This is a genomic window from Chitinophaga sp. CF118, assembly GCF_900112615.1.
Classification (GTDB): domain Bacteria; phylum Bacteroidota; class Bacteroidia; order Chitinophagales; family Chitinophagaceae; genus Chitinophaga.
This window is the reverse complement of sequence record NZ_FOMK01000005.1, coordinates 409,076-432,570: the sequence shown is the minus strand read 5'-3', so window position 1 is coordinate 432,570 and position 23,495 is coordinate 409,076. Positions and strand designations below refer to the sequence as shown.

At 39.4% G+C, this 23,495-nt stretch carries 18 protein-coding genes and 1 tRNA gene; 11 read left to right on the top strand and 8 right to left on the bottom strand.

Translation table 11 applies throughout. The annotated features are described in order from the left end of the window. Nucleotides 1-26 precede the first annotated feature (26 nt). A complete protein-coding gene (gap, locus tag BM176_RS22090; RefSeq protein ID WP_089782300.1) occupies nt 27-1,043 on the bottom strand; it encodes a type I glyceraldehyde-3-phosphate dehydrogenase in 1,017 nt (338 codons plus the stop codon). Nucleotides 1,044-1,196: 153 nt separating this feature from the next. Here gap and BM176_RS22085 point away from each other — a divergent pair. From BM176_RS22085 to BM176_RS22075, 3 genes are all read left to right on the top strand, one after another. After that, nucleotides 1,197-1,268 (top strand) — tRNA-Glu (locus BM176_RS22085). A 328-nt stretch (nt 1,269-1,596) separates the two neighbouring features. Then, nucleotides 1,597-2,607 (top strand): J domain-containing protein, encoded by a 1,011-nt coding sequence (locus tag BM176_RS22080; protein WP_143097878.1) that lies wholly within the window; start codon nt 1,597-1,599, stop codon nt 2,605-2,607. Between the two features lie 247 nt (nt 2,608-2,854). Continuing rightward, the gene (locus BM176_RS22075; RefSeq protein WP_090106485.1) at nt 2,855-4,024 is read left to right on the top strand and encodes an ATP-binding protein; all 1,170 of its coding nucleotides are present in this window, start codon (nt 2,855-2,857) and stop codon (nt 4,022-4,024) included. 157 nt (nt 4,025-4,181) lie between these two features. Here BM176_RS22075 and BM176_RS22070 read toward each other — a convergent pair whose 3' ends face one another. The 5 genes from BM176_RS22070 to BM176_RS22050 form a co-directional block, all read right to left on the bottom strand. After that, nucleotides 4,182-4,517, bottom strand: coding sequence for a hypothetical protein (locus BM176_RS22070; protein WP_143097877.1), 336 nt, complete (start codon nt 4,515-4,517; stop codon nt 4,182-4,184). Nucleotides 4,518-4,613: 96 nt separating this feature from the next. Continuing rightward, a complete protein-coding gene (locus BM176_RS22065; RefSeq protein WP_090106483.1) occupies nt 4,614-5,654 on the bottom strand; it encodes a Fic family protein in 1,041 nt (346 codons plus the stop codon). 1,115 nt (nt 5,655-6,769) lie between these two features. Continuing rightward, the gene (locus BM176_RS22060) at nt 6,770-7,777 is read right to left on the bottom strand and encodes a hypothetical protein (RefSeq protein ID WP_090106482.1); all 1,008 of its coding nucleotides are present in this window, start codon (nt 7,775-7,777) and stop codon (nt 6,770-6,772) included. Between the two features lie 8 nt (nt 7,778-7,785). After that, nucleotides 7,786-8,766 (bottom strand): hypothetical protein, encoded by a 981-nt coding sequence (locus BM176_RS22055; protein ID WP_090106481.1) that lies wholly within the window; start codon nt 8,764-8,766, stop codon nt 7,786-7,788. 351 nt (nt 8,767-9,117) lie between these two features. Then, nucleotides 9,118-9,345 carry a transposase gene (locus BM176_RS22050; protein ID WP_218162262.1) on the bottom strand — a complete coding sequence of 76 codons (228 nt, stop codon included), beginning with the start codon at nt 9,343-9,345 and terminating at the stop codon, nt 9,118-9,120. A gap of 210 nt (nt 9,346-9,555) precedes the next feature. Here BM176_RS22050 and BM176_RS22045 point away from each other — a divergent pair, with 210 nt between their 5' ends. The 3 genes from BM176_RS22045 (at nt 9,556) to BM176_RS22035 (ending at nt 12,554) form a co-directional block, all read left to right on the top strand. Further along, nucleotides 9,556-10,359 (top strand): aldo/keto reductase, encoded by an 804-nt coding sequence (locus BM176_RS22045; RefSeq protein WP_090106480.1) that lies wholly within the window; start codon nt 9,556-9,558, stop codon nt 10,357-10,359. 116 nt (nt 10,360-10,475) lie between these two features. Further along, complete coding sequence (locus BM176_RS22040; protein ID WP_090106479.1) at nt 10,476-11,453, top strand: aldo/keto reductase; 978 nt, start codon at nt 10,476-10,478, stop codon at nt 11,451-11,453. A gap of 186 nt (nt 11,454-11,639) precedes the next feature. Next, nucleotides 11,640-12,554: a helix-turn-helix domain-containing protein gene (locus tag BM176_RS22035; protein WP_090106478.1), complete on the top strand. Its 915-nt coding sequence runs from the start codon at nt 11,640-11,642 to the stop codon at nt 12,552-12,554. A 697-nt stretch (nt 12,555-13,251) separates the two neighbouring features. On the opposite strand, the gene BM176_RS22025 is transcribed toward BM176_RS22035, so the two are convergent. Together BM176_RS22025 and BM176_RS22020 are read right to left on the bottom strand one after the other, a co-directional pair. Continuing rightward, nucleotides 13,252-13,695: a hypothetical protein gene (locus BM176_RS22025; RefSeq protein ID WP_090106476.1), complete on the bottom strand. Its 444-nt coding sequence runs from the start codon at nt 13,693-13,695 to the stop codon at nt 13,252-13,254. Nucleotides 13,696-13,785: 90 nt separating this feature from the next. Beyond that, nucleotides 13,786-14,490, bottom strand: a complete 705-nt coding sequence (locus BM176_RS22020) for a DUF4386 domain-containing protein (RefSeq protein WP_090106475.1) — start codon at nt 14,488-14,490, stop codon at nt 13,786-13,788. Nucleotides 14,491-14,785: 295 nt separating this feature from the next. Here BM176_RS22020 and BM176_RS22015 point away from each other — a divergent pair, with 295 nt between their 5' ends. The 5 genes from BM176_RS22015 to BM176_RS21995 all read left to right on the top strand — a co-directional run bounded on the left by BM176_RS22015 (nt 14,786) and on the right by BM176_RS21995 (nt 23,491). Continuing rightward, a complete protein-coding gene (locus tag BM176_RS22015; RefSeq protein ID WP_090106474.1) occupies nt 14,786-15,367 on the top strand; it encodes an RNA polymerase sigma factor in 582 nt (193 codons plus the stop codon). 74 nt (nt 15,368-15,441) lie between these two features. Beyond that, entirely contained in the window at nt 15,442-16,371 is a 930-nt protein-coding gene (locus BM176_RS22010) for an ABC transporter ATP-binding protein (RefSeq protein ID WP_090106473.1), read from the top strand. Continuing rightward, on the top strand, nt 16,368-18,617 hold the full coding sequence (locus BM176_RS22005; RefSeq protein WP_090106472.1) for a Gldg family protein: 2,250 nt from the start codon (nt 16,368-16,370) through the stop codon (nt 18,615-18,617). The genes BM176_RS22010 and BM176_RS22005 overlap by 4 nt, the downstream gene beginning before the upstream one ends. A 6-nt stretch (nt 18,618-18,623) precedes the next feature. Continuing rightward, nucleotides 18,624-19,688, top strand: coding sequence for a FecR family protein (locus tag BM176_RS22000; RefSeq protein ID WP_090106471.1), 1,065 nt, complete (start codon nt 18,624-18,626; stop codon nt 19,686-19,688). Between the two features lie 176 nt (nt 19,689-19,864). After that, nucleotides 19,865-23,491 carry a SusC/RagA family TonB-linked outer membrane protein gene (locus BM176_RS21995; RefSeq protein ID WP_255373570.1) on the top strand — a complete coding sequence of 1,209 codons (3,627 nt, stop codon included), beginning with the start codon at nt 19,865-19,867 and terminating at the stop codon, nt 23,489-23,491. Nucleotides 23,492-23,495: the final 4 nt, after the last annotated feature.

The following is a 23,495-nucleotide window of genomic DNA, read 5'->3' as shown; positions in this document are numbered from 1 at the left end:
CACCATTTACACGATCATGTGATAACTTATTTGCTGATCAGGCCGGCAAAGTACTTAACGGTACGTACCAGCTGGGATACGTAGCTCATTTCGTTATCGTACCAGGAAACGGTTTTAACCAGTTGTTTGTCGCCAACAGTGATTACTTTGGTTTGTGTAGCATCGTACAGGGAACCGAAGTGGATACCGATGATGTCGCTGCTCACGATTTCGTCTTCGGTATAACCGAAAGATTCGTTAGAAGCTGCTTTCATAGCGGCGTTGATTTCTTCTGCTGTTACTTTTTTGTTCAGGATGGTAGTCAGTTCAGTTAAAGAACCGGTGATGGTTGGTACGCGTTGAGCGCTACCGTCCAGTTTGCCTTTCAGTTTAGGCAGTACCAGGCCGATTGCTTTAGCAGCACCGGTGCTGTTAGGAACGATATTAGCGGCAGCAGCACGAGCACGGCGCAGGTCACCTTTTGGATGAGGAGCATCCAGGGTGTTCTGGTCGTTTGTATAAGCGTGGATGGTGGTCATGAAACCTAATTCAATACCGTATTTATCATCCAGAACTTTTGCCATTGGAGCCAGACAGTTGGTAGTGCAGGAAGCGCAAGAGATAACGGTTTCGCTACCATCCAGGATGTCATGGTTTACGTTGAAAACAACAGTTTTCAGGTCGCCGGTAGCAGGAGCGGAAATAACAACTCTTTTAGCGCCAGCAGTAATGTGAGCAGCAGCTTTATCTCTATCTGCGAAGAAACCAGTAGATTCAATTACCACGTCAATGCCATGCTGTCCCCAGGGAATTTGAGAAGGATCTCTCTGTGCGTATATTTTAATTTCTGCACCGTCTACAGAAATTGAGTTTTCAGAATGCTTAACGTCTGCATCAAAACGACCCTGAGCGGAGTCATACTTCAGCAAATGAGCTAATACAGCGGGACTTGTAAGGTCATTAATAGCTACCACGTCTATGCCGGGCATTTTAGAGATCTGACGGTATACTAAACGGCCAATACGACCGAAACCATTAATACCGATTTTAAGAGTAGTTCCCATTTTACACTGAGTTTGTTAAGATTGAAAAAAATTGAGTAGCGAATTTACAAGCAATACAGGGATTAAGCAATATAAATTTAAGTTAAGCAAGTTTTTTTTGAAAATATCAAAATAGACCCTACCTTTGCAGTCCTAAAATATAGGAATGTATTCGCCGCGTTGGTAAATCGGTTAATACACCTCCCTTTCACGGAGGAATGACGGGTTCGACTCCCGTACGCGGTACACGAATTATAAAGCCTTGTAAATGAAAGTTTACGAGGCTTTTTGTTTTAATCTCCTGATAGATAAATCGAACCTGGAATATTTACAATATCAATTACATCATCACGAGCCTTATTATTAATACAATCCCAGAAAATCATATATGCATTTTTGGGCGTTTATATACACATCCTTATTTTTGAAATAAAAAAACATGCAGCGGAATCTGTTTGACAGCACCCAAAACAATAATGACGCTCCTCACAAACCTGTTCAGATAAAAAACAGTAACATTCCATTATCAAAGGAACAGCAAGCCTTCAACAGGCTCTCCAAACGTATAGAAAAATTGCAAAAACAGATATCGGACGAAACTGATAAGCTGGAACATTTAAACAGCTTGTATCAAAAAGATGTCCATCCTCATATACTTGAATTGGGAAGATTGAAGATCGAAATTTGCCATTTGCTGAATAAGAAAAGAACAGATATAAAATTATCCCGTACTCAAAATCAAAAGCTAGATACTTTGCTACTTGATTTCTTAAACGATGCTTTTAGCGTGATAGAACCCACTGATGAAACTAAAGAACTATATAAAAAGTATAGCGGCTTAAACTATGAGGAAGAACTTTCGCGGCAGGAATCTGCTATGAAAGAAGACTTCAGTGCAATGCTGTATGAAGAGTTTGGACTACAAATTGACCCATCAATACTTACAGAGAACCCCGACTTCGATAAGATAGAGGAAGAACTTAAAAAGCAGTGGGAGCAGAAAGAAAGCGAGAAAGGCGCGAAACCCAAAACTAAAAAACAACTGGAAAAAGAAAAGCTGGAACAGCAAAAGGAAGCGTTAAAAAATAAAAGCATTCGCAGCATTTACATTGCCCTGGCTAAAATTTTACATCCTGATACCGAACCAGATGAGATATTGAAAATAGAAAAAGAGGAAATGATGAAGAAGGTAACGGTTGCATACGAAAATAAGGATTTGATGCAATTGTTGCAGCTCGAAATGCAATGGATAAAAGGACACGATGAAAATTTCAATAATATGCCCTCCGCAACGTTGAATGTTTATATTCAATTATTGAAAGATCAGGTGAAAGAACTTGATGAGGAACTGCACATGTTACATTTAAACCCTATATTTTCTGCTGTACAGGCATTCTCCCATTTAAGTAAATCTATTGCTCCACTGGAATTAATAAGGGAAGGGGTAAATTATCGGGCATTAAACAAAAAAATACAATCCGATATTCATCAACTGATGCATAGCCATAAAACTCAGGTCGCTGTTACACAGTTTATCAAGGACTTTTATATTGATCCTAAGGAAACTTTTTTTTATGAATTATGAGGGCTTTTAGTTAATTGCTTAAAATCTGGCAGGTATAAGTTGGACATTTGTCCGGTCAGTTGGACACTAAAAGGGAACAATACAGTTGATGCATTGTTCCCTTTTTATTTTCTGCCAATAACCTTGCTAGTCCGGCCACATGGAGGTAAAAACAAATATGCGTCCCATCCTCGGATTTCCCCATTAACCATACTAGTTTTAAGAATTTATCCTTGCAAATCGAATATTTAATATTATAATTGCAAGGATGATTACACGCAAAGCTAAGTCTGAAATTGTCCAATTACTGGAAGAATTCTCTGCTGTAGGCGTTTTAGGGCCACGGCAGGTTGGAAAAACCACTTTGGCAGAGGAAATAGCGGCCTCATTTACACCTGACCCCATTTATCTTGATCTGGAAAGCCCCACTGACAGAGCTAAACTTAACGAGTCAGAAGCATATTTTGAATTGCACAAAGGCAGACTAATTATTCTTGATGAAATTCAGCGTGTTCCTGAATTATTCCAAATTTTACGTGGGGTTATCGACCGACAACGTCGGCAAGGGCACAAGACCGGACAATTCCTTATTTTAGGATCGGCTTCTCTTGATCTTTTAAAACAATCTTCAGAATCATTAGCAGGGCGTATTGCTTATAAGGAACTTTCAGGTTTGACGGTATCTGAAGTCAATCAGGCAGATCAGGACCAATTATGGTTAAGGGGAGGCTTCCCGGATAGCTTCTTAGCCAGAAATGATCCGGCGAGTTTACGGTGGCGAATGAATTTTATAAGCACCTATCTGGAACGAGATGTTCCTCAATTCGGGGCCAGAATACCTGCGACAAGCTTGCGATTACTCTGGACAATGTTAGCACATAGCCAGGGCGGACAAATCAATATAGCGCAAATGGGTGCAAATCTGGGCGTTACAGCCCCAACAGCAAAACGTTATATTGAACTATTAGAAGATTTACTATTGATACGTACATTACGACCGTGGTCTGGAAATCTCGGAAAACGACTTGTAAAATCTCCCAAAATTTATATTCGTGACAGTGGACTGACTCATGCTTTATTAAATCTTACAACACTGGATGATGTTTTAGGCCATCCGGTTGTCGGTGCAAGTTGGGAAGGCTTTGTCATTGAGAATCTATTATCATGTTTACCTATTGGTGCTACCCCCTGGTTTTATCGTACATCCGCAGGAGCAGAAATAGATCTGGTAATTGAACAAAGCCCCGGCAAAAGATGGGCAATAGAAATTAAGCGATCGCTTGCTCCAACCCTGTCAAAGGGTTTTCATTTTGGATGTGAGGATATTCAAGCCACTAACCGCTTTATCGTTTATCCGGGCAAAGATCGTTTCCCCGCGGCTCATGATGTGACTGTTTTGCCTTTGATCGATATAATGAATGACTTAAGAAATATGTAATAATACAATTTAGAGCATTAAATACTAAACATTCTATAGAAATCTTCCACCCAGAAGTTCGACAGTTGTCCGGTCCGTTGTACACGAAACGTAAGGCCTTGTAAATGAAAGTTTACGAGGCTTTTGTTTTAATCCCTGATAGGTAAGTCGAACTCTACTATCCCATAGCAGCATATATGATATCATTGCGCACATCAGGGTTCAATTCAATCAAATCTTCTTCACAGATAAGGTTGCCCATTAATTGAGCAACTAGAATCAGCAGATAAGTCGATCCTTTCATATTATCATATCGCCGTGCTATGTGCTTATCAAAGTCGTGAACGGATTTAAATAAGTTATGATAGATATCCCTGTTATCCTGTTGCTCATTTTTCCACTTTTGCAAAATGGCATCAAATTGTTGCAAGCCTTGCTGAAATTCTTTCTGCAAACCCTTTTCTATCACGTCCCTAGCAATGCGCTTATCTTTTTTGGAAAGTTCGACTGACATATTAAATATGTTGATCAATTTCGTAATCATTATGCGGACCGGCTTCACTCGTGATTCAGATCAAATATTTATAAACTGCCTGCTCTTCCTCAATTACTAAAAATAAGTCTTCACCGCGAATTCAAATTGACTCTTAAAAATCTCTTTAAAAGCGCTCATATTATTTTGTTCGTAAAATATAAGCATTGCTTTTTTATATTCGATAGAATCCACTGTCCGGAATGAAATAGGGCAATATTGATGTGCAATTAATATAGCATTGCTCACTATACGCGCTGTCCTCTTATTCCCATCTACGAATGCCTGAATATATGAAAGCAAGACTAGCGTAAGAAGTGCTTTCTCAAATACGCTGCTTTTGCTATTTACTAGTTCGCACATGTCTCTTAATGCATCTCTGATCTGATGCTCATTATCCAACGGCTTATAATTTGTTCCTGAAATACCAACCCTTCTTTGCCTGATATTTCGATCAACGCCTAAATCTTTGACTAATAAGCTGTGAATATCTTCTATTCTTGATACTGTTAAGGGAACAACGTAATCCGGATGCTCAATGATAAAATTTATTGCTTCTTTATGATTAAGCAGCATGATCGCATCATCCTTTGGTTTACCTGCCGCGGTTTCTTTTTCCTTAAGTAAACGTTCTGTTTCAAGAAGTGAATATGTATTGCCTTCAATCTGGGATGATTTCCAACTTAAGTCAATGGCAAGTCGTTCCATCTCTTTATCATATGATGATGCCGACAGATGGGAAACATTATTTTTAAATTCATGTTGGAGAGAATTCAGGTATCGCTCTTCATCATCTGTAAAAAGGTTTGCACGACTTAAGACTTCAGCAATTAATGATAGATTAAAGTTCTCTTTTATTTGCCTTTCATCAATTTCCTTTTCAAAGTATGCCTGAACATCAATTGGGTGGGATAATTCATAGGATGGACTTAGGACATATTTCGTTCCTTTACCCTTTCCCTCTGTTATTATTAAATTATCTGATGTCAGCTTAACTAATATCCGCTTTAATGAAGTATACCCAATAGTAAACTCCAGACTTTCGTGGATCATTTTAGAAGAACTAGAGGGATTTTCTTTGATAAATCTGAGGATTTCAGTTTGATGGTTATCTGCCATTTTTATGCATTTTTCATTTCAAGCCCAAAAAAAAGACAAATGTAGCCCAAATAATGCATTTTTTGGGCTACAATCAGCCTATAAATGGGCTTGAAATTAATTGGGAATGGATTTTCCTGTTAAATCGCATGCTCCCTATTCCCAAAGGCTGCAGATTCTCCTTAATGACCTGCTTATTAACAAGTGGAATTACCCGTTCAGTTATATAATGTCCTTTGGATGAGTTTCATGTATATGGTAAACTTTATTTAAAGATTGTAAAGTTTCATGTATATCGTAAACTTAATATTGTCGTGCCCTCTGTGGCTTAAAGTGTTGTCTAAAAAATGAGGTAAGGTGATGAAATCCTCACATAGGCCGTCAAATTCATTGGCGTAGATCAATATTTGGCCCCATGCGACAGATAATTAATTTAATCACTAGCCTTATCATATTAAAATCCCCCACCCAAAAGTTCGACAGTTGTCCGGCCCGTTGTACACGAAAAAAGGAACATCGAAACGATGTTCCTTTTTTCGTATTAGCAATTCCTCACGGTGAGATCAATGAGATAGACTTGAATCTGAACACGAAATTTTGCCGTATTACCGGGTAATTCTGCATTATCATTAACGATTGCTGCATTTCTATCAATTAGCGGGTAATGAGGGATCGCCAGTTCACCATTACCTGCCAGCTGCCGGAGCAGGTCACTTCTAAGAAGCTTATTGGCGCGCACATGCAGGCAGGCAGTTTATAATACTTAATCATATCTCTCCATTTTTTGTGTATGCGAACTCCTCTATGCAGGGCACGCACCATATGGATCATACATCTACATAATATATACTGTTCCCTCCAGGGAGTCTGATAAATCATCCAGCGTATAAGCTGCCTACATCCTGCCAAGATATCAACTCTCAACTCATTGTCCTTTTTAACAGCTTGATTAAATGCAATGATTGAATCGATATCGTCCTTTATAATTTTGATGTTGCCTGTAATCGATATGATGAATGACCTGAAAAATATGTAGGTATTTCTTTTACATTACTTAAGTAAATTATAAAAAATTAGCCTTCTTTATGATAGTGCTGCGCATTATCATAAAGAAGGCTAAAACAGGCAAACTATAATTAGAATTGCACCGTGGTACCACCTGCAAAAGCGGTATCTGTAAGGAAGATATTTGTATTCACATCAGCTGTTCTGCCGGCGGCCGGCTGTGTAACATTGATTGTTGTGAGCATATTTCTTCTTGGATATAACGACTTAGTTCCCATTGGCACAATTGTACCATCAAATTTTACAAAAGTAAACGTAAGATTAACCGGTTGATAGATCGTATCGCTATAACGGAAATGATCCGCTGTATAAATACTTAAATGTTCATCATAGCCTCCGTACTGGCTGAATGTTTTAGTTTTCATCTCCCCGTCATATTCGACTTTCAGAGTACCATCTTCAAAATTGATCAGGTTATAATTAATACCAAAACAGATCCTGCGGAGAGCAAGATTAAGAGATGAAGAAGTATCTGCGGCACTAAACTGCACCGACTGATAATAAGTTTCCAGTTCCGGATATACATACGCGCCGGTTTCTCCTGTAAAGGGATTCTCTAATACAGGCATGTAGGTTACGCTATCCAGAAAAGTTGGATTCAGTGCATCAGGCGAATTAGGAACAGCAGTATTATATACCATTTCATTTTTTACCGGCTTATCAAATGGTCTGTAGAGATACACATATCCTCCGGAAGTACCTGCCGGTGGTATGCCATAACTGGTTCCTTTTTTAATGGCAGCTACCCGTATCAGATATAGCTCATTCTTTGTCAGCTCCAGCACAATTCCTTCAGGTGAATTGTAAAGGCCCTGAGCATATGGAGCTCCGTTTAGCAGCCGTACATCTACGGCATAAAAAGTACTGTCGAAGATCGATCTGGCAGCTACAGAAACTGGCAATTTCTTCCCATTTTCCATAGGGGTTGTGACGGTAGTGATACCGCTTATTCGTACACCTACCTTTATTTTCTCAACACTGATCTCAGTTTCAGGTGTCAGCTTCTCAGACTTTTTACATGCATAAAAAGCAGTTACCACTGATAGACACAGCGCGACTAATATATATTTCGTTTTCATGTTGATAATTAGAGATTAATGATGTCAGAACTACTCCAGTCTGTTTCTGTAAGCTGAATATTTACACCCTCATTCACAGTAGATGTAGAAGTTGGCAATGTAACATTAACTGTAGTTACATAGTTTCTTTGGGGAGGGTATAATTCTTTACTACCAAGGGTAACAACTGTGCCATCAGGTTTTTCCCATTTAATAGTGGCCAGGATACGCAACCATGCAGTAGGCTGATCAGCATACCTGTAATCATCTACAGTATATATAGCGATGCCGCCCATATCCTGTGGTGTAAAATATTTGGTAAGCATAGCACCAAAGCTATAACTCACAATTAATCTTCCACCGGTAAAATTGGAAGCTGTATAACGTATGCCAAAAGCGATCCTTTTCACCGGTATCGTGATGGTTTGGGAAGAATCTGCATAGACATCTACTTTGCCAATGTAAGTATCCATTTCAGGATAGTATGGAGAAAATGCACTGACAGTATCCTGATCGAACATATTAGAATAGGTAAAGTCTTGAAGGAAAGTACTGTCTGTTACATTGTAGCTTAATGTGTTGTCGAGATACCTGTTAAAGGGGCGCTCAAAGCGACGTCCTGAACCAGGTAATTCTTCGTACCATGGTCCAAGGCCACTGCCTCTTGTTACGACAGCTACCGTCACAGTATAATTTTTATTGGCAGGTAATGACAACACGATACTGTCTCGATTTGTAAAAAGGCCCGCAGCAAATGGCTTTGCATCACTACGAACATCAACAGCGTACATTATACCGCTTAAAATAGATTTGGCATATACATAGTTATGCGCTTGTCTTGTTCCGTTTAAAGGAGTTTCGGTGAATGTAATATCACCACTCAGACGGATACTGATGTTTTGTTTGAAATCGTTTGTCGGCTGAGGAGCAGGAAGTGTATCGTGGGTTTTATTACAGGAGAACGATACACCCACAAAGCAACAAACAATCAATACAGATTTTAGGTTCATTGTATAAGGGATTATGTTTTTATAAAGATATGTCAATTATATAATTCAACTTATTAGTTTCTAAAAGGAAATATTAATAGATGGCGTTGCAACTTTCAATTATGATTAAGACGGAGTAATTCGATACAATATTTTTACATTATCCGGTAAAAAACCTAACAATCTCTTAAAATCATACACATAGAACTTCGACATTTGTCCGCCCCGTTGTACTTAACGAAATGTTAATAATTTTAACATTTAGAATACTAAAAAGCTCATCTTATAGATGGGCTTTTTTATTGGTTTACAGCTAGTTATTCGGTTCGAACTTTTACGGATCAATCCCCAATGTTGTGGAGCTGGAGCTTTTTAAGCATACAATTGTGTTAGTCTGAACAGAAAGAATTCGACGCTTCTTACTCCTCTAAACTGACTTCTGAATGCCTTGATCTTTGCATTAAAAGATTCGGCAGATGCATTTGTAGATCTATTATCGAAGTAATTCAGGATGGTTTCATAATGATGCTCTATGGATCTGGATATGGTATTGAAAGCTTTAAAGCCAGATTGCCTGACGCTTTCATGCCACCTGGCCAATCTTGCCAGACCAAGTAGTTTTGGTAGTGTGGATGTCTGTCTCCGTTTTTCTCAAAAGCAAAGTCAGACACTCAATTGACCGACAAGACAAAACGGACAACCAAGCCCAGCCACCACGCTATACAATTTGACTACAACAAATACCAACTCGGATACATTTCATCGGACGACTATTAAGAATTTTGCAATGAAATTTAAGTAAGTGCAAAAATGGAAAATGTAATATTAAACAATGGAGTAACGATGCCGCTGCTTGGTTTTGGCACGTACTTGCTTCGAGACGGTTTTGAGTGTGAGCAGTCTGTACTAAATGCTTTAAATATCGGCTACAGACTTATAGACACAGCTTCGGTATACAATAATGAGGAATCGGTGGGCAGAGCGATTAAAAAAAGTAATGTCAAACGGGAAGAAATCTTTGTAACTACAAAATTTTTGCCAGCGGATATAGGGTACGAAAAAACAAAGAGTGCCTTTGAAGCATCACTAGCAAAATTGGGTCTTGACTATATTGATCTGTACTTGATACATCTCCCGCAGGGAGACGTAAGCTCATCCTGGACTGCAATGGAAGAATTATACAGAGAAGGTAAAGTAAGGGCTATAGGTGTAAGTAATTTCAATATGAATCAGATTCAGAATTTACTGAAGCAGCATAGTGTGATACCAGCAGTCAATCAAGTGGAAACACATCCATTTTCCCAAAAAACAGAAATGCAAAAAGGTTTAAAATCTCAAGGCATACAGTTGGAGTCCTGGGCACCCTTTGCTCAGGGTAAAAATAATCTTTTTAACAATGAACCTTTAATAATGCTTTCAAGCAAATATAATAAAAGTATTGCCCAAGTGGTTCTACGATGGTTAATTCAGAAAGAAGTCGTTGCTATTCCAAAATCAGCAAATGTGAAAAGGATCAATGAAAATTTCAATGTATTTGACTTTGAGTTGTCTGCCGATGATATGGAAACTATCAAATCGTTAGATCAAGGTGGCGGACTAATTTATAGTGTTTGAAAAACGTTTGAAAACTTGACTACAACAATTACCAATCTAACTACTTTTTATAGAACGACAATCAAGAATTTTGTACTTGAGATTTATTCAGTTTTAGAAACAATCAAAAAAGAATTATGCAAAAAAGAAAATTAGGGAATAGCGGATTAGAAGTTTCCGCATTAGGTTTTGGCTGTATGGGTTTAAACTTTTTGGATGGCAAAGGTCTTGATAAAAAAGATGCCATAACACTACTGCGCAACGCAGTTGAAAGGGGTATCACATTTTTTGATACCGCAGAAGCCTACGGGCCTTACACCAATGAAGAACTTGTTGGCGAAGGATTACAGCCTTATAGAAAAGACGTTGTTATAGCAACAAAATTTGGTTGTAAAGATGCTAGACCAACAACAGGTTTAGACAGCAGACCCGAAACTATCAGAGTAGTAGTCGAAGCATCTTTAAAAAGATTAAAAACAGATTACATCGATCTGCTTTATCAGCACAGAGTTGACCCCAATGTTCCAATAGAAGATGTTGCAGGTACAGTAAAAGACTTGATACAAGAGGGTAAAGTAAAATATTTCGGTTTATCGGAAGCAAGCGCAAAAACTATTCGCAAGGCACATTCAATTCAACCTGTAACAGCATTACAAAGCGAATACTCTTTGTTTTGGCGTGAGCCCGAAAATGAGATCATACCAACATTAGAAGAGTTAGGAATTGGTTTCGTTCCGTTCAGTCCTTTGGGCAAAGGCTTCCTCACAGGTACAATAAATTCAAAATTAGCGGATGTCGACCGCAGAAATGTCATTCCTCGTTTCAGCGAAGAGAACATAAAAGCCAATCTGGTTCTAGTGGACGAACTTTCTAAGATTGCTAACCAAAAAAATGTTACAACCGGGCAATTAGCATTGGCTTGGATCTTAGCTCAAAAGCCCTGGATAGCACCAATCCCGGGGACTACAAAATTGCATCGTTTAGAGGAAAACATTGGCAGTACAAATATTGTACTAACAGCTGATGAGCTAGCAAAGATTAACACAACAGTAAATGGAATTACACTTGTGGGTGACCGCTATCCTGAAGTTTTAGAAAAACAAATAGATAGATAATAAAGCAAAACAAAGTGTGTGCAACAATAAGGTGTGTGCAGGAACAAGTAATGAGCTTGCACACAAAACCTTACACAGCAGACGAAAGAATATGCAATATCTTAAAGAAAAAGTTGTAGCTGTTACAGGTGCAAGTAGTGTCATTCGTCTGTCAAAACAAAGTTGATTACATTTATAACTAAAAAAATGCAACGAGAATCTAACATAACTCATATTAAAAGTATATCGCAACTTGTACGGATATTGGGACTTCCTGCGCCATTGCATCCATTAATTGCATTGGTTGATTACAATAATGTTTCGATTGAAATGTTTCCAAGAGGGCAAAAAACAAGTTTCGATTTTTACAAAATTTCCTTTAAGCCTACATTCACAGGACAAATAAAATACGGACAAGCATATTACGATTTTGAAGAAGGCGGATTAGCATTTTTGAAGCCAAAACAAATTGTTTATCCACCAGAAAACATAGAAAGCTATGAAGGTCTTGCTTTGTATTTCCATTCGGACTTTATACGAAATTATCCATTAGGAAACACAATGAATCAATATGGCTTTTTCTCTTACGATGTTTCAGAAGCCTTATTTTTATCTGCAAGAGAAAAAGAAGTTATAGCCAGTTTATTTGCTTCAATAGCCAATGAATTAGACAATAATATTGACGGTTTCAGCCAAGATGTTTTGGTGTCGCAAATAGAATTGTTGTTGAATTACAGCAATCGTTTTTACAATAGGCAATTTATTACGAGGAAAGCAATCAATCACGACATCATAACTGCTTTGGACAAACTTTTAAACAACTATTTTGAAGAGGAAAACAGCCTGAAGAACGGTTTGCCATCCGTGAAATATATCAGCACAGAATTGAAGCTATCGCAACGCTATTTGAGTGATATGTTGAGTTCATTGACAGGACTAAACACACAACAATACATTCAGAATGTAATCATAGAAAAAGCCAAAGAAAAATTATCAACGACAAATCTATCCGTTTCGGAAATTGCTTATGAATTGGGCTTTGAACATTCACAGTCGTTCAGCAAACTTTTCAAGACAAAGACAAACGTTTCGCCTCTGGAGTTCAGACAGTCGTTTAATTAAAAGACGACAGAAAAGCAGCCTGCTAAAAGCCAATGCCACTAACAAGGGTTTGGTGTCCAACAGCCAACCCTTTGGAATCAATTATAATAGTTGCCAGAATAGCTTCTCCTTTAAGAGCGGGACGTCCGGACGTTTATCAACATAGATATCAAGTAATGCCGATATTGCCTTTTCAAAATTAATTGTGCCTATTACAACCTGATAGTATAAACGGTAATTAGGCTTACTTTTTTCTTCAACTCCTTCCCATGGCAATGCTTCTTCATTCAAATATGCAATAGAACCAAAAGAACTTGTCAGATCCTCGGGCCTATTAAATGTTTGTGGTGATAATACTTCAAGAGCCAGGAAGAAAGTACATCAGATGGGTTATTAATTGGGGGTTTGTTCATAACAAATAAGTGGAAAGAGGTCAAAGAGTAAAATTTACATAATTCAGATCGAAAACATGTCTTTAAGGCAGGTCTTTAAAGATTAGTTTATAGATGATATACTTATCAGATATATTTAATATAACAAATTCTATCCTTACAAATCGAATATTTAATGTTATAATTGCAAGGATGATTACTCGTAAAGCTAAGTCTGAAATTACTCAATTTGTACCAAAGGAGACGAGAACAATACAGACGTGTTCTTCTCGTTTTTATTTTGCCGGCTTTTAAGACTACACTTTATCGTGTTCAAATATTTTGACTTACTTCCGCTTCTCATCATCTTTAGTCATAAGGACATATTTTCTGAAAGCATACTTCCAAGGCATCGCGATAATCGGCAGAGGCACTAATGCAAATACGAACGTCATCCCTTCTGCTGGTGAACCGGCTAGCTGATTTGACATCCACAATGGATAAGCAACCAGTATTAACCATATGGTTTTATAAAGTATTTCCAGCATCACCAGAGGAAGCATCCTGAGCGGATACAAGATGCCCAATAATGATAGAACAGAATAAGATGCCCAAACGGAGAAGTTCATAGCTTCTGCAGGATCCCATGCTCCTTTGTGCGTAAAAATAAAGGTCCAGGCATCCTTTCCCAGAAAAAGAGCCATCAGTACATATAATAATCTTAAAAGGTAAATCTTAATTCTGGAGACTCCTTCCCATCGTTCGTAATCGGGACTGAAAATGTTTATCATGATAATGATTTATGTTAATGGTATGAGATAAATACTATACACCTTATTCCATAGGGCGCCTTCTTTTGCACCTCGTCCTGTTTAGTCCAACTATTGTATGTCTTTTTCAGATGATTTATTCTCTTTCACTCCCATAATCAGAAGCCATAAGCTAACTGAAAATTCTCCGACAAAGGAAGGAATCATAATGTAAGGAAAAAGCGTGCTCGCAAAATTTGGTGAAAGAAACATGGCATAGCTGTTAATTACATAGCATAAACCAGCGAGACCATAGAGTACTCCTAATATCCGGGGTAAAAATGTAGACTTAATAATAAGATAGCCAATTATTAAACAGTAAAATCCAAAGAATACCAAACCTATAGCATACCCTTCTGCCTGAAGATCAAGAGCATGATTTGACAACATTGCCAATTGATCAGGTTGAAATGATTTCAGGTATTGTCCTCCTCCTAAAAAAAGCAAAGGAGAAGCCTGATTCAGTAAGTTAACTGCTATAATTGCCGTTTGTATAATTACAAAGAAGATAGCAAGTGTGGCAAGATATTTATTGACCTGCTTAAACAGAATATAAAAAATAAGTATACATGGAAGACCGATAACGAAATTAGTGAGGTCCGCAACAAAACCCAAACGATATAACATTTCAGATGCCTGAATGTTGTGAGCAGTTGTTATAGCATCGCCAGATACCCTTAATGCCTGACGAACAAATACTTCGGCGAAAAGACCCGTGCCAATAACGATCAGATAAAGCAGCCCTGCTATCCTTGCTAATTTTTTGTTTGTCATCATTTTAATCTGCTCTTTTGTAGATATATTATTTTATAGCACAAGCGTTGATTTTCACTATAGCTATAATTTGTTATTTAAAACTTAAGAAGAAAATAAGTCAGAAGAATGTCCCTATACAATATAAATATAGAATTTTATATATTAAAATACTGTTACCCAGCTAAAATCTGATGTAAATTAAAACCAGGGTGTAAACCTGCATGTAACCAGTGACGGTGCCTTTGAGCCGATAAAAGAGTATGTCCTGCTATTTGCGGCTGAACATTTGTAGCATTTTTCATTAATTTGCAAATTAATGAACCGGTATGGAGAAATGTCGAATGAGGAATTGACAGACCTTTTAAGGTCTGGCGACAGGTCTGCATTTGCTGAGATCTATCACCGTTATAAGTTTATCCTTCACAATCATGCGTGGCAGAAGACCCGCAATCAGGAAGAAGCACAGGATGCAATCCAGGACGTATTTACCACATTATGGGATAAACGGGAAAGTATCAATGTAGGCAGCAACCTTGCCGGATATCTGTATAATAGTGTACGTAATCATATCCTGAATACGATCGCCCATAAGGAAGTACAAACCAAATACATTATTTCTATACAGAAATTTACTAAAGAACAATCTGTTATTACAGATTACCGCGTTCGGGAGAATCTGTTTAAAGCATTAATAGAAAAAGAAATTGCGGCCTTACCCCCAAGAATGCGCGAAGTATTTGAACTGAGTCGTAAACATCACCTGAGTCATAAAGAGATTGCTATAATCATGGGCACAACAGAGCAGACTGTCAAAAAGCAAATGACCATTGCCCTTAAAATTTTGCGCAGAAAATTAGGGTTAATGACCTGGATTATATTCTGCCTCCTTTACCGGTAAATTTTTTTTTATCTTCTTATACCTCCACACCAGGTATCTCCCTGTCTTACTATTATCAACCATACATCCATACATTGGGACAACACATAGTAAGAATAGAACACCTTTCCCACAGATATAGCAAAGACTGGGCTATATGGGATATTAATATAGAGCTCAGCCAGACAGGCGTTCTGGGGCTTCTGGGATCAAATGGGGCGGGAAAATCGACAACCATGAACATCCTCTGCGGGGTATTGAACCAAACCGCAGGTAAGGTATATATTGATGGTACCGACCTACAGCAATACCCCGAGAAAGCCAAAAGATTACTGGGCTTTCTGCCACAGCATGCTCCGCTACACCTTGATCTGACAGTAGATGAATACCTTATCTATTGTGCGCATATCCGGGATATTGCTCAGAAGGACATCAAAACCATGCTTAATGAAGTAAAAGACAAATGTGGCATTGCCGCTTTTGGTAAAAGACTGATCCGGAACCTTTCCGGAGGATATCGCCAGAGAGTAGGTATTGCACAGGCTATCATTCATAAACCGAAACTGGTTGTGCTGGATGAGCCAACTAACGGGCTCGACCCTAACCAGATTCAGGAAGTACGTAAACTGATCCGGGAAATCGCGGAAGAACGTTCCGTCATTTTTTCCTCACATATTCTTTCCGAAGTACAGGCCACCTGTAAACATATCCGGATGATTGAAGGAGGCAGAATGGTGTTTGCAGATACAATGGACGCCTTTAATAATTATATCCTTCCCAATTCCATGCTGGTATTCATGCATAACCCTCCGGAACTGAACGAACTGTTGTCCATACCCGGTATTACCAGCGTAGAACTATTACATGATCAAAGCATCCGTATGCAGTTTAATGCATCTACTACCATCTCTAAACAAATTATAGAAATGAGTGTGTTCAAAGGCTGGCAATTGAGTGAGATTATACTGGAAAAAAGTTCTCTGGATGAAATATTTGCACAGCTCTCTAATAGGAATTCAAGATGAAAAAGATATTAAAAATTGCTAAACTGGAGTTGAGCGTCCTTTTTTACTCTCCTGTAGCCTGGCTGGTGCTCGTAATTTTCATGGTGCAATGCAGCATGCATTTCTTCAGTTTGTATCAGAGTATGCAGGAAGGCTTATCTGCGGGAATAAGTATCAATAACCTTACCTATTCAGTATTCCCGGATCAGCCGGGCTTATTTGAAGATGTACTGCAAAATCTGTATCTGTATATTCCTTTGCTGACAATGGGTTTAATGAGCAGGGAAACCAGCAGTGGCTCTATTAAACTGCTATTATCATCCCCTGTAAAAATCCGGGAGATCATACTTGGCAAATACCTTGCAATGGTGGGTTATGGCTTCCTGCTGATTATCATCCTTGCCATTTATTCAGTGATTGCCATTTTCACTATTAAAGATGCGGATACCGGTCTGATAATTTCCGGATTAATTGGCTTGTTCCTGCTCACCTGTACTTATGCAGCAATTGGCCTGTTTATGTCAAGCCTTACTTCTTATCAGGTGGTAGCAGCTATTAGCACCCTGGCCGTTTTTGCAGTGCTCAGATTTGTAGGATCTGTAGGGCAGGAAATTAATTTCCTGCGGGACCTTACTTATTTTCTATCAATTTCGGGAAGAGCTGATGATATGCTGAAAGGGCTAATCAGTACCAAAGACGTACTTTATTTTATACTGATCATCCTGTTATTTCTCTCTCTGTGTATCATGCGCTTACAGAATGGCAGAAAAAGGAGTTCACTGATGGTACAAACGGGAAAATATACTGCCATAGCTGGTGTGATATTGATGTTAGGATATATAAGTTCACGCGCTGCACTAACTGGGTATCTGGATATGACAGCTACAAAAAAACGTACGCTGACAAGAGAGACACAGGCGATTGCCAGACAGGTGGACGGTGCGCTGAAAATAACTACCTATGTAAATCTGCTGGATGATAATATATACTTCGGATTACCTGCAGCAAGGAATACTGACCTCCAGAGATTTGAACAGTTCCGGCGATTCATACCAGGATTAATATTTGACTACATATATTACTATGACGATCCGGTAAAGGAAGATTATGTACCTGGCATGAGTAGTTATCAGCTCGATCTGAATGGCTTAAATACACAACAGAAAGCAGAAAAAATAGCTGAAAACATGGGACTGGACATTGATATGTTTATGCCACCTTCGGCCATTCATAAGATAGCAGACCTGACACAGGAGAACAATAATATTGTGCGGACCGTTGAATATAAAGGAAGGAAAAGTGTATTACGCCTCTATAATGGTTTTGACCAGTTTCCTTCAGAAAGGGAAATTGCCGCAGCCATCAAACGCTTACTGATGCCGGCACCGAAGGTCGCTTTTATTACGGGTGATAATGAAAGAAGTATCACTAAAAAAGGAGACAGGAACTACCATATGATGGCTGTGATGAAAAGAAACAGGATTGCGCTGATCAATCAGGGATTTGATGTGATAGATTTAAATCTTCACACACAAGAGATTCCGGATAGCCTGAGTGTATTGATATTGGGAGATCCGGCAATTGAACCAGATAGCGTTGAAATGAAGAAAATTACTGCTTATCTTGATAAAGGAGGGAATATGTTTATCGCTGGCGAGCCCGGCAGGCAGCAACTTCTAAATCCCCTTCTTCGGTTAATGGACATACAGATGAAAGAGGGCATACTCGTAACACCAAGTAAAGACGATGCCCCCGATCTGATGTACGGACAACTTACACAGGGCGATGCAGTAATAGCGATGCCGGGTGCTGCTGCACTGGAATATATGGATCATGGCAGATTTGCGGTAGATACCCAGGTTGTAAGTGCTGCTACGGGTTGGAACAAATCAGGTAAGGTCGATCTATCAGCCGCACTGAGCTACCAACCCGGTGATCAGAAAGGCGTATTTCCTATTATACTGGCATTAACGAGAAAATTAAATAATAAGGAACAAAGGATAGTAGTTTCGGGAGATGCAGACTTTATGAGTAATACAGAACTGGCACATCCAAGAGGTTTCAACCAGGTTTTCGTGAATGAGCTCTTTAAATGGTTCAGTTATGGGGCATTCCCTTTAGATATCAGCAGACCTGCTATGACTGATGATTCTCTCCTCCTGAACAGGAAACAGATTGCAGGATTAAAGCTGCTCTTTCTGGATATCGTACCTGGATTACTGATAGCACTGGGGGCATTTATTCTTATCAGAAGAAAAAGAAACTGATCTTATATGGATGAGCAGGCAATCAAAGTTTTGCTGGATAAATACAAAGAAGGAAGAGCTACGGAAGAAGAGTTGGCTTTACTGGAAAGCTGGTACTTAAGCTACGAGGAACAAGGACCTTCAGAATTGTCTATGAACGACCGTTTAAAAGCGGTAGACAAGGTATGGCTGAAACTGGAAGGACATAAGACCCGGACGATAAGGGCATGGCCCAGAATAGCCGCCGCAGCAGCTATACTGATCCTGTTTTCTGTGGGGATGATATATTTTTACGGTCGTCATGAAACAGTTACTGTAAAGCAGGATGTTGCACCCGGATCAAACAAAGCTATTCTGACTTTAACGAACGGGAAAACGATCAACCTGAGTAATCTTAAAACAGGTGTTGTCATTAATACGTCTGCGCTTACCTATAATGATGGTACCCGTATAACTGATGATAGTAAAACCTCCTCTCTGCAGCAGATGATCCTTCATACGCCGAAGGGAGGTACTTATCAGATCGTTCTGCCAGATGGGACAAGAGTATGGCTGAATGCGGCATCAACACTGAAATTCCCGGCAACATTTGCAACACAGAAAGAGCGGAAGGTAGCACTGAACGGGGAAGCTTATTTTGAGGTAGCACTCAATGCAAAACAGCCTTTCAGGGTAGATACAAAATCACAACAGGTAGAGGTATTAGGCACCCACTTTAACATCAATGCTTACGATGAGGAGATGACTGCAAAAACAACATTGCTGGAAGGTAGTATCCGTGTGGGGGCATTGTTACTGAAACCGGGAGAACAGGCCGTGGGGGCAGTAAAAGTCACCGATGTCGATATTGATGAAATAGTGGGCTGGAAAAATGGCTATTTCGTTTTTGAGAATGAACAGCTTCCTTCCATCATGCGTAAAATTGCCAGATGGTATGATGTGGATGTCGTATTCAAAGGAGATATACCTGCTGATGAATTTGGTGGCCGGGTAACCCGGTTTGTCAATCTATCGCAGGTGCTCAAGAAGCTCGAGTTAACAAATAAAGTTCACTTTAAAATAAATGGGAGGACAGTTACTGTAACTAAATAAACGGGGATCATACAGTGAAAAGCCAGCAGTGCTCGTAACACAACTGGCCTTATGACTGGATCACGGTAATAGAATCGGGGATTATATCAACCAAAAAACCAGACAAGCAAATGTATCAAAATTATGCCATGAAAATTGGCGTGCTGAGAAAGCATGTCCAGAAACTATTGTTAATAATGAAATTAACAACCATCATATTGCTGATAACTTTCATGCAGGTAAGTGCGGCTGGATATGCACAGAAGATCACGCTATCTGAAAGCAATGCGGGTTTAAAACAACTGTTTATTAAAATCCAGCAGCAGAGTAATTATGATTTTGTGTATACAAAACAACAGTTACAAATTGCGAAGACTGTCAACATTCATGTAAACGCAATGGAGGTAAAGGATGTTTTAAATCTCATCTTCAAAGATCAGCCATTAACCTATGTTATAGATGATAAAACAGTTGTAGTTAAAGAACGGGAGATGATTTCCACAGAAGATCTTCCAAGCTCATTTGATATACGGGGACAGGTATTGAATGAAAAGGAATTACCGTTGCAGGATGCTACTGTGAGAATAGCCGGCTCCCGAAAACAGCAATTAACAGATATAGATGGGAAATTCTTTTTTACGAATGCGCCCAATCAGGGAAAGCTGATTATTTCTTATATAGGCTACCGGACAGATACGATTGCTATCAACGGGAAAACGGACTTTACCGTTAAGCTTGATCCCCAGGCAAAAGCAATTCATGAGATCAGCATCGTATCTACCGGGTATCAGGATTTGCCCAAAGAACGGGCAACTGGTTCATTTGAGATAATTACTAAAGAACAGCTCCAGCATAGTACAGATCTGAATCTTATCAGGCGGCTGGAAGGGATCACTAACTCAATGGACTTCAGGAATGATCTGCGTCCCGTAAATTCAAGCAATCCCAATGCACAGCGTTCGCCGCTGGCCAACTTAACTATCAGGGGAAAAAACACGTTGAATGAGGCTGTCAATGCTGATCTGAATGGAAATTTCAGTGGTCAGCCGCTGGTAGTGATCGATGGTATCGCCAGCCCGTATTCTATTGACAGGATCAATCCTAACGATGTAGAAAGTATCACCATTCTAAAGGATGCGGCAGCAGCATCTATCTGGGGGTCGAGGGCAGCGAATGGGGTGATTGTTATAAAAACAAAACGGGGAGGCTATAACAGGGCTGCCCGGGTTTCATTTAACAGTAGTGTTACCACATCTCAAAAGGTAAACCTGTTCTATAATAAAACCATGAGTATTTCGGACCTGATAGATGCCCAGATACTACAGTTTACCAATGCGGATAAGCCCTTACCTTCTATCAGTATCAGCAGTCTTTACGGACAGGAACCTGTTTCACCGGTGGCAGAAATAATGGATGCGTGGAAGAATAAGGGTACCCTTACAGCAGCAGAAGCTAATGCACAACTGGACGCCTTAAGAGGGAATGATATCCGAAGAGATTATACCAGATACTTCCTGCGCAATCCGGTAACGCAGAGTTATTCACTGGCTGTAGATGGTGGTTCTGAAACCTTTAACTACCGCCTGTCCGGCGGTTATGACAGAGGCATCAATAATACAAGAAATTCAAGTCAGGACCGGTTTGCGCTGACTTATAATTCTGCATTCCGGCCGGTTGAAAAACTGGAATTACAGGCAAATATTTCCTATAATTTTCAACAGAATAATGAACAGGCCGCAGATAACAGGATCACAGGTGTTTCTAGTGCCCCGTTTTATCCATATAGCCGTCTTGCAGATGATCATGGTAATGCATTGGAGATTGCCAAAATGTATCGTCCGGGTTTTGTAGATCTTTTTGAGAAAACATATCCAACGCAGTTCCTGAGCTGGCGGTATAAACCATTGGAAGATATCAATGAAGGATATAATAAACTCAGGGCGCAGAATATCAACCTGAATTTCAATGCTAACTATAAGATCGTAACAGGATTGTCTGTTCAGGTTTCTTATAATTACAATACAGGCCGGACTGAAGATAATACCCTATACAGGCAAAATTCTTTTTTCATGCGTAACCTGATCAACTATTTTACTACTTCGCTGGCCTCCAGCAATCCTATAACCGGCGATCCCGTTACGCCTTACGTAAGACAGCTTCCACTGGGTGGACAGTATAATATCAGTCTGAACCACTCCGGTAATCAGGCATTAAGAGGACAACTGAATTATGATAAAACATGGAAGAACAAACACCAGTTGTCTGCTATTGCCGGAATAGATGTAGCACAGAATTATAATATTGTAAGAAGTAATGGTTTCTATGGCTATGATGAAAATACCCTGCAAAGCAATAATAAACTGGATTATAAAACCATGCTTCCAATTGTTTTTTCGGAGGATTTCAGTGGGTACAACGGAGAGTATATCCCAAACCTGGATGCCGGTTTTATAGACAATAAGATCAGGACGTTCAGTTGGTATTCAAATGTGGCTTATACATATGACAGCCGGTATACTTTATCTGCCAGTATCCGTAAAGACTTGTCCAGTGAATTCGGACGTGGAACAAATCAGAAAGGGGCACCTTACTATTCAGCAGGAGGTAGCTGGAATATTCATCATGAAAAATTCTATCCCTTTGAATTCTTACCGGTGCTAACATTCAGAACCACTTTTGGTTATAACGGAAACGTTAATCCATCTGTACTGGCCAGACCGCTGGTAACCTATTCTATAATCAATGGTGTTAATGGTCTTCCTTATGCCTATACCAGTTATGGTACCGGCATTTCCAACAGTAAGCTACGTCCTGAAAAAACAGGGATCTGGAATATAGGAGTGGATTTTGGATTGAAAGGCAACCGCATATCAGGCAGTATACAGTACTATGTTAAAAAGACTTCTGACTTAATTGCCAATGGAGCATTGGACCCCAGTACCGGTTATTCGAACATCACCTATAACACAGGTAACTTACTGGGACATGGTATTGACATCTCCCTGAATTCATTAAATGTACAGGCCGGAAAGTTCAGGTGGAACAGCAATTTTCTTTTCAGCTACAATCGTGTAAAAGTTACGAAGTTATACGCGACGGCCGCAAGTGCTGCAGGCCAGGTGGTATCAAACAGTTCCGGGTCTTACAATGAAGGGTATGATCTTTCCCGGTTATTCGGGTATAAATGGGCCGGGCTGGATCCAGCAACAGGTGATCCGCGAGGATATATTGATGGGCATCCGGTTACTATTGCTAATTCAGCTGATGGTAATACAGCCTATACTAATATCCAGAACGCACCCATTACCTCACTGAAATATTTTGGATCGGCAGTACCGGTATGGTATGGATCTTTTCGTCATACTTTTACTTATGGGCCTCTTTCTATTTCTGCCAGCATCTTATATAAAATGGGGTATTATGTAAGAAGGCCGCTTGCTCAGGTATTGAATTACAGTCAGCTGTACAGCACAAATGCTACAATACAGGGTATCGAATATCAGAACAGATGGCAGAAAGCCGGCGATGAATTAACCACAAATGTTCCTTCTGCAGTGTATTCATCTTCTAATCAGAACCGTGATAACTTTTATTATTACTCAGAAGTAAATGTGTTGAAGGGGGATCATATCCGCTTACAGGAAATAAACTTCTCTTACCTGATACCTTTTGCAAAAAGCAAGTTTATTAAGAATCCAAGAGTGTATGCGAACATCAGTAATCTGGGAATCATCTGGAAAGCGAATAACAAAGGAATTGATCCGGAAGTATTTGATTATCCTAATCCAAGATCCTATAGCCTTGGTTTCTCTACAAACTTTTAAATCT